The 15,346-nt window shown below is 35.5% G+C and carries 12 protein-coding genes; 1 reads left to right on the top strand and 11 read right to left on the bottom strand.

Features of this window, described 5'->3' with window-relative positions; all coding sequences use genetic code 11:
* Positions 1 to 30 precede the first annotated feature (30 nt).
* On the top strand, positions 31 to 2,004 hold the full coding sequence (locus ACXZ1K_RS05135) for a sensor histidine kinase (protein WP_458972309.1): 1,974 nt from the start codon (positions 31 to 33) through the stop codon (positions 2,002 to 2,004).
* Positions 2,005 to 2,045: 41 nt separating this feature from the next.
* Here ACXZ1K_RS05135 and ACXZ1K_RS05130 read toward each other — a convergent pair whose 3' ends face one another.
* From ACXZ1K_RS05130 to ACXZ1K_RS05080, 11 genes are all read right to left on the bottom strand, one after another.
* Positions 2,046 to 3,671 carry a gliding motility protein RemB gene (locus ACXZ1K_RS05130; RefSeq protein WP_458972308.1) on the bottom strand — a complete coding sequence of 542 codons (1,626 nt, stop codon included), beginning with the start codon at positions 3,669 to 3,671 and terminating at the stop codon, positions 2,046 to 2,048.
* 15 nt (positions 3,672 to 3,686) lie between these two features.
* Positions 3,687 to 5,543 (bottom strand): polysaccharide biosynthesis protein, encoded by a 1,857-nt coding sequence (locus ACXZ1K_RS05125; protein ID WP_458972307.1) that lies wholly within the window; start codon positions 5,541 to 5,543, stop codon positions 3,687 to 3,689.
* A gap of 230 nt (positions 5,544 to 5,773) precedes the next feature.
* A complete protein-coding gene (locus ACXZ1K_RS05120; protein WP_458972306.1) occupies positions 5,774 to 6,736 on the bottom strand; it encodes an MraY family glycosyltransferase in 963 nt (320 codons plus the stop codon).
* A gap of 3 nt (positions 6,737 to 6,739) precedes the next feature.
* Entirely contained in the window at positions 6,740 to 7,642 is a 903-nt protein-coding gene (locus tag ACXZ1K_RS05115; RefSeq protein ID WP_458972305.1) for an NAD-dependent epimerase/dehydratase family protein, read from the bottom strand.
* Between the two features lies 1 nt (position 7,643).
* A complete protein-coding gene (locus ACXZ1K_RS05110) occupies positions 7,644 to 8,477 on the bottom strand; it encodes a glycosyltransferase family 2 protein (protein WP_458972304.1) in 834 nt (277 codons plus the stop codon).
* 121 nt (positions 8,478 to 8,598) lie between these two features.
* Positions 8,599 to 9,720, bottom strand: a complete 1,122-nt coding sequence (locus ACXZ1K_RS05105) for a glycosyltransferase family 4 protein (protein ID WP_458972303.1) — start codon at positions 9,718 to 9,720, stop codon at positions 8,599 to 8,601.
* A 148-nt stretch (positions 9,721 to 9,868) separates the two neighbouring features.
* Positions 9,869 to 10,897, bottom strand: coding sequence for an EpsG family protein (locus ACXZ1K_RS05100; protein WP_458972302.1), 1,029 nt, complete (start codon positions 10,895 to 10,897; stop codon positions 9,869 to 9,871).
* Between the two features lie 34 nt (positions 10,898 to 10,931).
* Entirely contained in the window at positions 10,932 to 11,921 is a 990-nt protein-coding gene (locus ACXZ1K_RS05095; protein WP_458972301.1) for a glycosyltransferase, read from the bottom strand.
* Positions 11,905 to 13,389, bottom strand: coding sequence for an MATE family efflux transporter (locus ACXZ1K_RS05090; protein ID WP_458972300.1), 1,485 nt, complete (start codon positions 13,387 to 13,389; stop codon positions 11,905 to 11,907). The genes ACXZ1K_RS05095 and ACXZ1K_RS05090 overlap by 17 nt, the downstream gene beginning before the upstream one ends.
* A complete protein-coding gene (locus ACXZ1K_RS05085) occupies positions 13,389 to 14,303 on the bottom strand; it encodes a glycosyltransferase family 2 protein (protein WP_458972299.1) in 915 nt (304 codons plus the stop codon). The genes ACXZ1K_RS05090 and ACXZ1K_RS05085 overlap by 1 nt, the downstream gene beginning before the upstream one ends.
* A complete protein-coding gene (locus ACXZ1K_RS05080; RefSeq protein ID WP_458972298.1) occupies positions 14,294 to 15,328 on the bottom strand; it encodes a glycosyltransferase family 10 domain-containing protein in 1,035 nt (344 codons plus the stop codon). The genes ACXZ1K_RS05085 and ACXZ1K_RS05080 overlap by 10 nt, the downstream gene beginning before the upstream one ends.
* Between the last annotated feature and the right edge of the window lie 18 nt (positions 15,329 to 15,346).

Here is a 15,346-nt window from a genome sequence, read left to right as displayed (position 1 = left end):
ATCTAGTAATTTTACTAAATTTGGTAACATATGCGCCAAATATTATCGCTTCTTACTTTGTTCCTTTTGTTTTCTTTGGGGCTTCACTCCCAGGTGATCATGATGGACAACCATTTGGAATACAAAAATTTGGGTAAGCAGATCCATTATTTTGAGGACAAATCAGCAAAGTTAGGTCTGAATGAAGTAATGGCCTTGGAAAAAAATGCGAAGTTTAGCCTCGGGAAACAAGAGATATTCAACTTTGGCAACAGTACGTCTGCATTTTGGCTAAAAATTAATTACCAGAGCAAGGGTGTTGCGCAAGACTTTTTGGTGATCAGTTCTCCGAATATTGAACACATCGACTGCTATACCGTACTGGCCAATGGCCTGAAAACCCATACTGCGGCCGGCTCAGCAGTGCCCGAGCAGCCAGGGATAATTACCACCAATAACTATACTTTTACATTACCCTATCAGTACGGGAATTCACCTTCAGCAACGATCTGGCTAAGGGTAAAAACTAATAACATCCTGATTGTACCTGTTAAACTGGCCACTACCAATAATTTCCTGCCTGGGTCAGCTATGCGTTACAGTGTTGAAACGATTTACATCGGGGTATTATTGACACTTTTGCTGTTTAACCTGTTTTTGTTCATCAGTTTAAAAGACAATACCTACCTGTACTACAGCATCTATGTGCTTTGTTTGTCGGTTTACGTATTGTTCTTTATGCGGGGCTATGGCTTTGTGTTTGGAGATGACTTCAGACTGATGGTGAATAGGTTCCCACATAGTTTCCTGGGTTATTCCATCATCGCTTCGATCTTATTTTCCTGGAAGTTTTTAAATATAAGGGAAGTGTTGCCCCGACTGGTCGTACCCATTTATGTGATTTTAGCGGCAAGCTTGCTGATGATTGTAACCAGTTTATTGGGCTATAAAAGCATTGCCTCCAGCATGGCACAGGTAACCGCGATGATTGCCTCAACTACCTTATGGATTACGGGAGTACTGGCTTATTTGAAGGGCCATAAACCCGCTAAGTATTTTATACTGGCCTGGACATTCATTACCATCACCGTTGTGATCGTGGTGTTGAGTTTGGCAGATGTTATTACCTATACGGACTTAACTATGGAACTGGTTCCTATCGGTTCTACCTTAGAGCTGTTGTTACTGTCCTTTGCTTTGGGTGACCGCTACCGTACCTTAATTGACAATGAAAAAAGGGTTAGGGAGGAGAACATTGTGTTGATCCAGCACCAGAAAGAGCGGTTGAAGAAATTGGTAGATGGGAGGACGGTAAAACTGAGGAGTACGATTGCCGAATTGGAGGCTTCCAATGCGGTAAAGAATAAGCTGTTTTCCATCATCGCCCATGATTTGAAGAGTCCGTTCAACAGCTTGATCAGCATCTTTTCCTTAAAGGACATGGATTTGTTGGATTTCGAGGAGTTGAAGACGCTGCTGAATGAGAACCGGAGAAATATTGAGAGCATACACAATACCTTGATCAATCTATTGTACTGGGCGAAGAGCCAGATGGAAGAGATCAACGTTCAGCCAACATTATTTGACTTGAGTGCTAAGACAGAATCGCTCATGATGGTCTACGAGCCTTTGATTTTGAAAAAGCGCATTCTTGCACATTACCACCTCAAGGGCGACTTTATGGTGTATGCGGATGAGAACCAGGTGGAGCTGATCTTGCGAAACCTGATTGACAACGCGATTAAGTTTACCCCTAAAGGAGGTTCGTTAGGATTGGCACTGGAGCAATCTGGCAATGCTATAGAGGTCTGTGTGAACAATACGGTAGGTGACGATTCAGCGTTCAATTTAGCGGCTATTTCAAGTGCGAACCTACTCTCAGGCAGTTATGGCACTGCTGGAGAAAAAGGCGTTGGGTTGGGGCTGCATTTGTGCAGGGAATATATTAAGGAAAACGGAGGAGAGTTGAAGGTGGATATTAACGGGAATGTGGTTTCTTTTTGTTTTGGATTGCCGATGGGGTGATGATTCGGATTACCTGATGCCTCCCGACACCAGGTCTGCTATTAAAAATCTTGGTATAGATTTCTAAACGTACTTCTAAGACCGAACGTGATCAGCTGGGTGTTTTTGCTGGTCAAACCTTCACTGCTCTCACGTCTGTAGACCCCGCCTACTTCTAACCTGAGGTTGTACTTTGGGTTCAGCAGGTAAGAGGTTTTCAGTTCGGCGAAATAAAGGTTAGTTTTAATGCCCTGGCCTATGTAATTGCCGTAGTAATTTACATGCGTATCATAGGAGAGGTTAATATTCTTACCATAGTTCAAGCCCTCCGGATCTAATCCATATCTTGCGTAAGTTCCTTGTGCCTGAAAATCAAAACGTTTATAACTATAATTCATTATCCCAAGTAGTTCCCTAAAGTTTGCTCCAAGTGGATGTGCCAAAGGCTGATTCATTCCTGAATAGTTGCTGATTCTTTGATAATGCGCATAAGTATATGGTCGCGCCGTATTAAATTCAACCAGATAATTTAGGCTTTCTACATTAGCTAAGTCGGAACCGCGGAAACCTAATTGCGCAGCCCATTTATTAGCCCAGTATCCTTTGCCGGCAAAAACTTCTTTTGCAGTAAATTCATCAAACATGAATTGCCCATAAATCGTGGTCTTTTCCAAGAGTTCGTAGTGCGTGTTTAATCCTAGCCGGATCTTATCAGGTGATTCTGCATTAAGGCCTTCAATTGGCCTAAGGAATACAAAGGGATGAACATAATTAAAATCAAACCCTCTTTTCCCTTCAGGCTCCGCATCTGCCCAGGTAATGGCCTGAAAAAATCCGATTGATAAGCGATTGTTAACGTTCCAGTCAATATAGTGCATGGCGTTCCATTTCGCTCTAGCTCCCAATCGCCTATCTGAAGTTAGTCGTTCTGCACCGTTATCAAGCATGTAAGAAAATATAGTTTGGTATTGTACATTACCTAAGCTCGTTCTTAAACGCAAGAATGAATAATTGGCGGCCACATCTGAAAGGAGCATAGACCGATAACCATCACCAATAAAATTCTTATCATACCCTAAGGCGATATTAATGTATTTGCTTGGTGTAAATGACAACAAAGCAGTTGCATAAGCATAGTCCTTGGTTTTACCAGAGATTTTAAGATCTTCCGCAGCTTCGCTAGGAATGACTTTATTGGAATCAATATACCTAGTTAGATAATTGGCGAATACACCTTGATTCTCAAAGGCATTAGTGTAAAAAGAGAACTTCTTACCTATCGTGCCTCCTATTTGGAAACCCCTGGTGTTTTTCCAGGTAGTTTTCGATTCGTCGAATTCTCGACCAATTTGAAAATCTGGCAGGAAGTCTGCATAAACTGTGTAATCGGGCGCTGTAAAATTCAACAAGTGTTCCTCAGTTACCTTTCTTCTCAGCCAGCTCCTTCTATTAAAACTATCAGTGCCCAACTTCATTAACTGAGAATATCTTGAGTTTAAGATACTGTCATCCGCATAAAAACCTTTTATTGAGCTATGCAATTTGCAGCCTCTGTCGTACACCTTTTTATTTAGTTTCTGATAAAAAGGGTAGGAATAAGGAATATTTTGGTTAGGTGTGGCGTGCTGTGCAGTTGCAGCGAAAGTCATCAATTGTAACAAGCAGGCAGCTAAAAATAATTTTCTCATTTAATGGCTATTATTTTAAAGCTTGGAGTCTACAACATCCAGTTCTTCAAATTTAGAATTCTGACTTTTGTATTCTTGCACTAAAGACTTCATTTTTGTAACGACCTGGCGGTCTTCACTATTTTTTGCCGAAGCGATTAAGGAATAAATTGCAGTTTCCACTTCTGAAAATACATATTCTCTTACTTTGCCAATCATGATTTTTTCATGGTGCGTAGGCATTGTGTTTTCGTTGTCATTAAGCAATTCTTCAAAAAGCTTTTCACCAGGACGAAGCCCCGAATATTCAATTTTAATATCTTGATTAGGAATTAGACCGGCGAGACGAATCATCTTATGGGCAAGATCAATGATTTTAACTGATTTACCCATATCGAAGACATAGATTTCGCCACCTTTGCCCATACAACCTGCTTCCAACACTAAGCGACAAGCTTCTGGGATGGTCATGAAATACCTGGTGATATTTGGATGTGTAACAGTTAAAGGCCCTCCTTTTTCGATCTGTTGTTTGAATCTAGGAATTACTGATCCGTTAGAGCCCAATACATTACCGAAACGCGTTGTAATAAACCTTGTAATAGGTTTGATATTCATTTCGTTGATATAACTCAGTCCATTTTGAAAAATGTGGTTATCTGCACTCAAAGAATTATTCAACGACTGTACATATATTTCAGCGATCCGCTTAGAGGCACCCATTACGTTGGTTGGATTAACAGCTTTGTCAGTAGAAATCATCACAAACTTACTGACTCCATGCTTAACAGCTTTATCCGCGATAGTTTTTGTGCCAAATACGTTTGTCTTAATCGCCTCACAAGGATTATCTTCCATCATAGGGACATGCTTGTAGGCCGCAGCATGATATACATAGTGAGGCTTATAAGATTCAAATAAGTTCTCCATGCGCTTCTCATCGCGAACATCACCAATATAAGATAAGAAATTTTGATTCTTGTGGTTTTCTGTTAATTCCAGATACAACTCGTGGAGGGCCGTCTCGGATTGATCATTTAAAATAATTAGACCTACTTCAAACTTTAATAACTGTCGAACGATCTCGCTACCAATAGATCCTGCGGCTCCAGTAATTAAGATTCTTTTATTTTTCAATTGCTTTCCGATCCCATCAATATCAATATTAATTGATTTCCTATTTAAAAGATCCTCAATATTGATATTTTGAATTTGCGCCGTATTTAACTGCCCATTAATCCATACATCAGCTGGGGGAATATTTAACACCTTTATTCCATTCTCTAAACAAACATCGACAATCTGATTCTTTCGTTCAATTGGTATAGTATAGGAGGCAAAAATAATTTCATCTAGCTCATGTTCTATTATTAGATTTACCAAATTCCTAGCGTCTAAAATTCTTACCCCATCAATAGTTTTACCTACCTTACGTTCATCATCATCCACGAACGCGATAATATTTTTATTAACTTTTGCATCATGGTCAAAAGTACGCTTTGTCGCAACACCCGCTTCTCCAGCACCATAAATCATGACTCGAACCTTGTCCAGTTTCAAATTTTTAATATACAAAAAGAAGAATTTCACCAAAACCCGGTAGGTAATGAGTAACAGAAAGCTTGCAAGACCATTAACAACTAAAGTACTGCTAGCTATGTATTGATGCTGGGTAAAAGCAACAATAATCATATTCACGAAGAAAAACAGCCCATTACTTATTAAAACTGAAAACAGAATTCGTATGCTGTCCTGAGCACTAGTATACCTAATTATACCAGAATAAGTTTTTACATTGAAAAATACAAAACTATTAATCAGTGTGAGCACTAAAATATTTCTGCTAAATTCCACATAGTCCAGATTATTAAGATCAAAATTATATTTGATCATATATGCTACTGATAGGGAAAGCATGCAAATGATCAAATCTAAGCAGAAAATGATCCAGCGGGGAACTATATTAACCTGTGTAAACAATTTTTCAAATTATGATATTTAACAAATGTATGCAAATTTCATGCTATTTATATAAACGGCTTAAAAGAGTCAAAGCAACATACTAAATGTATCAAAAACAGATCATTAAAATAATCGCTATACTGACGTCAAAAATAAAGAAACTATTTTAGCAACCTAGCAGATCCCTCTGTCCAAAATCTCAAAGCGATGAAGGCTAATAAACATGATGCAACAAAGCAACTAATAAGCATAAATGAATCTTTAAGCAAAAGGACAGCAACGATATTAATTACCCATTGAACTACAGCGTAGCTTATTGCAACATAGATATGTGGGATTTTTTTTTCATTGGCGAGATATTGATAATAGTGACTTCGGTGTGCTTCAAAGATATCTTCTTTACGCAGGAGACGAAAAATAATGGTTGTCATGCTATCCATGCCATATAGAAGCAGCAACAATATATAGACAATATTGCTTGTTCTAATGATTAACGAACCAATAAAAAAGAGGAGTATAAAAGCTATGCTGACACTGCCCACATCACCGGCAAAACATTTAGCTTTTGTACGAAAATTAAAGAAGTTGAAGACAAATACAGCTAATGCTGCTGTGATGATGAGATTGGTGCTGGTAAAAACAACCTTATATTCATTGATGTACCAAAGACTAACCAGAGTTATAAGTGCATAAGCACCTGTAATACCATTTATGCCATCCATAAAGTTAATAGCATTGATGGTGCCGATTGTGACTATCAGAGCGGGTATAATTATGTAGAAGGGGAATTGGAAAACCTCCAGCTGATAGAACATAAGAGCTACCGCAATAAAATGGAAGGAAATGCGAATTTTATTGCTAATGGGCTTTAGGTCATCTAAAAAGCTGATGAAACTAATAATAAGCACGCCTGTGAGGAAATAAACATATTCCAGTCCGAAAAAAAAAGGATAAAGGAGCATGGCGATTGCGAAAATTATACCCCCTCCTCTAATTGTAATTTTTGTATGAGAACTTCTGTGGTTAGGTTTATCGATGATGTTGTAACGGTCTGCGATTTTGAAATAGAGATTTTCTATAAAAAATAAGATAATAAGGATTAGAATTGGGGTGATCAAACTCATAAGTTATTTTATTTTAAAATGCTCCAACACTGACCTGGGTTTCCATGCCAACACTTTCCGTGCTCTCGAATCGTCAAAAGTAAGGTCAGAAGTTATTTTACTAAGTTTATCAGAATTAATGGGTGCACTTTTACCAAGTAAGTCCCCAACTTTAGCCATTAAGGTAGCAATCCACAAGGGCAAATTCCTAACTTTTCCCTTGCCTAATTGCAATGAAATTGAATGTGATAGATCAGCAAAGCAGGGATGAAGCATATCAGTAAGATTATAGGTGCCCCCGATACTAGCCGCTTTAGGAATAATTTTGGCGACATCTTCAGCAAGCACCATACTTTTTGTAGCTTTTCCACCTGCAATATCAAAATAAAACCCTTTCAATACCCCATTAATCATCGCTTTAAGATTTCCGGGTGGATTTGGTCCTGCAATTAATGGCAACCTTAAAATAGAACAAATCACACTGTGTTTTTCACACCATTCCTGCACAATTTTTTCTGCTTGTATTTTACTCAGACCATATGGATCTTTTGCCAATAACGGGCTTTCTTCATCAATTAACGATCCGGTTTCCTTGCCATATACAGCAATTGTGCTGATGAATACAAAAGACTTTGGTAATGTTGGAGCCGTTTCTAAACCATCCAGTAAATATTGAGTTCCCTTAACATTAATATCAAAAAAGGCCATTTTCTCAATCTGTGTCACTGGAACACTATGGGCTTTACCTGCACAATGGATAACCAGATCGTAAGAATCAGACAATACTATAGAATCACCTGATGAAAAATCGTATTTTAGGTCCTCCTTTGCTCTACCAAGCGTAGTAACTGAATACCCTTCCAATCTAAAATATGGGCACATAATTGAGCCTAAAAAACCTGAAGCTCCAGTTAATAATATCTTCATCTCAATGGCCTAATCTTCGTAATACCTGTTGGTTTATTTTCTTACGTTCTTTATCAAAGAACCAACCCCATTTGTTAAAATAATAAATAGCTGATTGAATTCCGATCCAAGTTAAACTCCATGATTTGTGAGAGCCCTTTTCGAAATGGTGTACGATTGAAACATCCGGATAAAACACAGTTCTGTACTGTTTAGCAATAAGCCGTCTGCATAGATCTGTTTCCTCTCCATACATAAAAATCCTATCATCAAACAGACCAATCTCCTTAAGACAAGAAAGTCTTAAAAACATAAAACATCCCGACAAATATGGAACATCCATAATCTTGTTATAACCTGTAAATCTAAGTTCAAAGATTTCATTTCTCTTATCTACCAAAAATCTACTCGGATTAAATCTTCTACCGATCCAATCATACGGAGTTGGCAATAATTTGCAGAGATACTGTAATGAACCATCTGGATATAAAACCTTTGGCATTAAATTCCCTACGTCCAAATTTTGATTCATATAATCCCTAATTACCGCTAAAAGATTCCCATCAAAAGATACATCGGGATTTAGTACCAAATGATAATCAGACCCATCGGCCATGGCTTTTTTAATCGCAATGTTATGTGAAGCTCCAAAACCAGGATTGGTAGGATTATGTATGTAGTCTATTTCTCTGCTGCTAAAAAGTACAGCTAAATCGTTTGTAGGTGAATTGTCTATGATATATAACTTTACATCGATTGACGAGTTCAAAAAGCTATTGACGGCATCTAAAAGAACTTTCTCGTCGTTTTTATAGAGGACTATACAACCTGTAACTGAAATTTTATATGTATTCATTTCCTATATTTAATACCTAGTTTATTTTCTTGAGCGAATAAACATTGGTCACTACTAAATTCGTATAGTACACTTATGGTATTCTAACCCTGAAAAATAAGGAATCATAACTGGCCGAGTCCTAGTTTATTCCCATTTCATTTATATATTTTGCAAACTTACTACCTGTATATTCCCAAGAACTGTTATTACAAGTTTCAAGTGCATTTTCAGAGAGTTGAAATCTTAAATTGTTATTGCTGATCATTTCTTCAAGGAGAACTTTAAGCTGCATCAAGTTACCTGGTTCATACATTAGGCAATTTTCCCGATCTTTGGCATATTCATTTATACCTCCTGAACTACTTGAAATAACGGCACATCCACAGTGCATAGCCTCTAATGGTGGCAAGCTAAATCCTTCCCACAAAGAAGTTGAGACGAATATGCCAGAAGATTGATATACCGCAGCAATTTCGGCATCTGACTCAGGTTTGATCAATTGTATATGACCAAGGTTTAAGCTACTTAAATCTTCCGTTGAGATGATATAAACAGCCTTGACTTGTTTCTTGATTGAATCGTCCATCATTGTATTCCATACTGTTATAAAATCAGAGGTTCTTTTCAATGGGTGTTTACGGCCTACCAGGCAGACATTAAGATTTTTTTCAGTTTCACAACTCAAATTATTGAAGACCTCTTTATCAACTGAGGGATTGATTACTTTGCATTCAACATCTTTCCTCTTGCTGTATTTAAGAAATTGTCTATATACAAAAGTAGAAACAAAAACATGATTCACGTTCAGCTTAAACGAGTATTTGGTAAATGCTTTAAAAATCCATAAAACAGCTTTATATTTAAGAAGGAAAAGATCATCAAAAATATGATAGTCATCTGATTGTATTAAACGTACGACCCTGTTGCGATAGGATTTGGGAACAAATCCTAAGAACATACACAATATTGGATCTGAAATTATTATTATTGCATTTGAAGATTCTCTAAGAAATTCAATTAGCCGTTTATATACTGAATATAAATTAGCTAATTTCCCTTTAATAGAGGTTGCCATAACACCAACCTTAATTATCTCAACATCAAAGTGAATTTTATAATGGGTGACCTCCAAAGAATTATTAGGGTAAAAAATTTTTACGTCATAGGCTTCATTCTGGGCAAAATGATTGGCAAGCTCTATAAAAACCCTGTTTCCACCACCACTTTTTAACTGTGGAGTGATAAATGCTATTGTTTTCATTAAAGTTTTTTAAGATATATGTGGACCAACGAAACTGCGACAGTCCAAGAATATATTGGGTAAATATAGACATTAGAAAAAATTTATCCACTAATCATTTGTCATTAATATATACACTGTTTCCCTACTCGTCAATAAATTTCTGACCTTAAAAACCGATTTTATAGGGACCACTCAAATGGACAAAGTAAAGTGCAATTATTAGCTGGAAAGCGCAAATGAACAGTATCAGAATCTTTCCAAAGATGGATGGTCGAAATATATATATAAAGTATGGTACTAAAAAAATCTCCACAACTGACAATAATTCCGAAACCCTTCCTCCAACCATATGAATATCAGAGAGCAATATATAGCTTAAGCAACCATAGAAATGGAGATCTAAAAACACATTGTAGTATTTAGTGTGTTTAGATATTGCCTTTTCTTTTAGTCTTAGTATAAAATTGAAGAATAATTTTAAATAAATCATGATAATATAAACTCCTGCCGTACGTTCACCGACACCAGCCTCAATAGTTCCTTTATACATGTAAATTTTTGAGAGAATATAGGACTCAGAATTCAAATCAAATCCTAGCACAAGGTTTAAAAGATGTATTTGGGAAACCAATACACCTAGAATCATAAGAGCAAAAGCGCCTTTTAAACTTAAATTTAACCTACCTAATATATAGTAAAATGGGATGAATAGTATTAATGAAACATGAAAGCAAGAGCCTATCAAGATTACAAAAAGGAAATTTATAAATTTTCTCTCCTTGATAAATTGTAATGAAACCAGCAAAAATGAGGCTGCGACAGCTTCACGAATCTGGGTCATTGGATGAAGGAAATAATAGTAAGAAAAATAATAAGGAAGGACAAGTAGAAAAGATTTTGTTTGCTTCATAGCTGCATAGGTGAAACTACCTATAGACAACATGGCATATATGAATATCAAACCATTGAAGTGATTAATTGAATTCGCCACAAGATTTGAAATAATACTATAGGTAAATTCCATGCCTTCGCCTGATTCGCCATTTTTTATCGATAAGTACTTCGCAAGGTAGACATCGTAGTCTGCCGTTATACTTGCTCTAAAACCGCAAATCAATGTCAAGATTAGGCAAATACCCAAAAATAAAACTTTTCGCTCTCTAATACCTACTGGTAAGAGGGCGGCAATTGACATGATAATGAAGATAAACCAATAAAAAGCCATTGCTTTAGTTATTCTTCGCTAAAAAGCTTTTCACTCCATCAAGAAGTTCTACATTAAATCTTATTTTAAAGAAATTCAATAGATTAAATAATACACCTGCAAATTTATACTGAAAATTTCCACGTTCCTTAATAAGTCTAATCATATTCTTACTGTTTTGGAAGTCACCTCTACTATTAAGCTTTAGTACCTGCAACATTAATAAATAGGAAAAAACCCTTCGATATTTTTCTTCTAATAATCTGTCCCCTTGAGAATATTCTTCGTAGACAACTAACCCATCAGGAAGGCCATAATTTTCTCTTATTTCTTTTTGAGAACCTTGTTGCGCATGCTTTCTGTATTTAATTAATGGCTCAGGAATTATTCCAGCAGGATAATTTTTTAAAATTCTTAGCCACATTTCATAGTCACCTGCAGACTTATATTTCCCGTGAATTTTAAAATGCCCCAATTTATCATATATACTTTTACGAACCATAACAGTAGGGGTAATCAGAAATGGCACAAAAGAATCTAAGATTGCTGAAAAAATTTCTTCAAAATTATATATATTTCTATTCTTAGATTTTAGACTTCCAGGCAACTTAAGTTGACCCTGTTCATCTCCAACAGCATTAATTAATTTCGCCAAGGTCGAAACGAAACCGCAGTCTGCATTTAATTCAAGAAAAGCAACGGATTTTGAAACTATTTCTGGATCATAAATATCATCAGAGTGGTAGACGGCAACGAGTTCTCCGTTTGCAAACGAAATTGACTTATTCATATTTAATCCTGCACCTATGTTTTCGTCGTTCAACACATATTTCCAATTATATTTTTCAGCGAACTCTTTGATGATACCTACAGTTCCATCTGTCGAGCAGTTATCAACAATAATTACCTCAATGTTAGTATAAGTTTGATTCTTAATACTAGTAAGAGTTTCTTCAAGATAAGCCTCCGAGTTATATGTAGGAATACACAAGGAAACCTTAGGCCAATTTTTCATTTTTAAATTTTAGGAGCTCAACAATGTCTTTAAAATTAGTTAAAAGATATACTGCAATAAAGATAAAAAAACATACTACTTTAAAGACAAAGACCTCATTTGTAAAAGCTGTGAACAAGAGACTTACAGATGTAATCGTTAATATCGAAAGATTGCGCAACACTATACCAAAAGGAATTTTTATTGGAATATCAATATTTCTCCTAAAAAAAATACACAGCAAAATAAAACTGAGCACGCTCCCTACGAGCGTTCCTATACTAACCCCGATTATGCCCCATTTTTTAATTAATATAATACTCAATATAAGATTTGTAACTCCCTCTGCAAACGTGACTATGATTAGCAACCTAATTTTTTTTACCGCAGATAATAAAGTACTAATTGAATTTACACAAGATAAGATAAAGGTATAAAAACCAAAAGCGAGAAAAATTCTATTACCTAGATATAATCTCGGATTATTTGTCCATGTAAGAAAAATCTCTTTGCTGAAAAGAAAAATTCCGATACATATAGGTCCGGAAAGGAGAGTCATGATTAATATCGAATTTTTAAGGCCCTTCTGAATTGAATCATAATCTTGAACGCTATTATACTTGCCATAAAATGGCAACAATACTGCATTTATAGTAAATAAAATTGAGAAAAAAGCTGTGAAAATTCTAAATGTTAATGAATAAGACGTTACACTATTTACTCCTAAAAAATTGACTATCACAAAATTATCTGTATTCCAGACTAATAGCGCTCCCATGCTCACTGCAAAATATCCTGCACTTACTTTTATGATCTGAATATACTTAACAGAAGATGTCTTAATCTGCTTATTTTGTATAATAAAATCATGTGAAAGATAAAATCGTGCATGGATAAACATTATAATTGAAGAAACCAATAATAGCAAACTCCAACAGATTGCATAGAATGAAATGTTTCCCCTACATAGACTAGTAACCAAAAACGAAAATGGGATGATTAGATTATTAACTATTTCATACTTTTTACTAAGAGAAACTTTACCTAAAATAAGGAATATAGAAGATGACAATTGGAAAGGTGATCTTATAAGATAAAGTATAATCGTTAGAAACAGGATAGAAGCATATAACTGTGTCTGCTTTGTTTTACCGAAAAAGAAATCATAAGGGATAACCTGAAATAAGTACAATACTGATATTAAAATCACCAATAATCCTACTATGGAAGCCATAATTCTTAACGATTTTCGGAAAATTTCGCCAATGCTTTCTTGATGAGAAGAGTTCGTCGCTATTGTCGTTAATGCGGTTGGAATACCAAAATTGGCTAGCATCAAATATTGAAGTATTGTGTTTATAACGATCCAGATGCCATAATTAATTGCTCCAAAATATTCTACGTAAAGTGGAACCATTAAAATGTTGGAACAAACATTTATGAATATACTTAAAAAGCTAAAAAAATAATCTTTTAATTTCGGTCGCATTACTTAAATAGTTTAACCCAAATTAAGGACCTGGCAATGATCATGTAAAAAAATGACGGAATTAGTAAAATCCAAATATCAATAATCCAGAATGTTGGGAATTCTCCAAACAATCTTATAAAGTCAGAGAGAATTTCCCCAGAGATTTTTATGCCGCGCATTTTCGAAATTATAATTGCTCTTGGATAGGAATCTTTAATTACTCTCTTAGTCCTTCTTCTAAATTTATTTTCATAGCCCCATTGAGGCATAACTTGAAAAATTTCGACTAATTTTAAACCAATTAGTAAACCAAGTCCATTTTTATTCCAGGTTTTCAGTTGATTAGCTGATGGATTCTCAACTATATTTTTTGATTTCATTAATACTGCACGCTCAATACGAAGTGCCTGTAGCACAACTGCGTAGTGAATCCAGCCAGAATCTATAAAAGCTTGAGTCTCACAATTCATCCAAATCTTTTTAGCTATTATATTATTCGGAAAAAATCCAGATCGGAAGTTAGTGCTAAATAAAAATTCTTCAGCTACGTTGAATACTTGATAATCTTGGACCAAGTTCTTACTACCACCGACAAAGACTACACCAAAATCGTCTCGCTCACGCAACAATGCCATTAATTTGTCCAAATTTCCGACTAAAAGGTCATCTGCACCAATCGCCCAAACATATTTGCCCCGCGCATAGTTAAATATTCTGTTTAGATTTCCATCAAATCCAACATTCTCCTTATGCTGAATTAATGTTAAATTTGAATAGTTTCTAACTATATTTACAGTTTGGTCTGTTGAAGAATTATCACAAATAATGATTTCTACTTCATTATGGTTAAAGTTGTACTTTTGAATTGACTCAATAGCTTGTTCTATGAATTTTTGTCCGTTATATACAGGAATTCCAATTGTTAAGAGCATTTTACATCTTCTAATATCGTGTCTATCACAGTTTTAACGAACGTGTTTATTGAAAACCCATCGACAGCCCGCGATAACAGAAATTCTTTGATCGCTGCCTGATATCCTTTTATATCTTCATCAGTAAGTCGAGCAAGGAATTTGTGCATCTCTGCAACTGAGTTGAAATCATTGTAGTTGATGAAGCAATTGCTTGGAATATATTCTGAAATATTACTTGCCCCTTTGTATATAGGAATTGTTCCTGCCATTAAAGAATCAAAAATCTTTTCTGTTATATAACCCTCGAAATTGTTGGCATTCTCAAAGCATAAACTAAAATTATATTGGGCTAAAACTTCCGCCTTTCTTCTAAGTTTTCCCCTATAGGAAGAATAATTATTTTGGATAAATTTGAATTTTCTATTTATTTTATTGAAAACTATTCCGACCAAGTCATTATTCAAAATCTTAATGTCCCAATCGGTGCCATACAAATCTAAATATCCAGAATAATTCTTTTCATACCATTTAATAACGTCAAGACGTTCAGAATAAAGTTCCTGAGCATGTTGACTCACTTTGTTACCGCTTATTACTATTAAATCTTTGTTCCGTTTCCCAAGTTCGAAATCAGCAGTTACATTATAACTGTAATTTATTTTAATGTACTTTTCCGGATCTATCGATATCAAATGATCTGACCAGGTCAGAATTTTTTTAAAGGGAATATGCAAGCCCATTTGAAAAATTTCTGATTTAATTATTGGACTTTCCAGCGTGATCAAAAATAGCGGAATATTGTTCTTAATACCATATCTAAAAAGCTCGTTACTTTTCCCTGGATAATCCAGAAAAACTATGGCATCGGCTTGTTCTTTCTTAATAATATGTGAGGTCCCAATACTCAAACCCTGCTTCTCGGCGACATCTCTCATCACCTTAAAAGGGGTTAATAGATTGTCTCCTATAACCGTATTATCACTTACAAAAAGAAGATTATTGCTGTTTAGCTGTGTATGAAAATTATGGAATAAAACCTTCACTTAAAATTGTATATAATC

The sequence above is a fragment of the Pedobacter jaeyakensis genome, from assembly GCF_054461315.1.
Note: the sequence above shows the minus strand (reverse complement) of the source record. Positions and strands in the feature narration are given on the sequence as shown.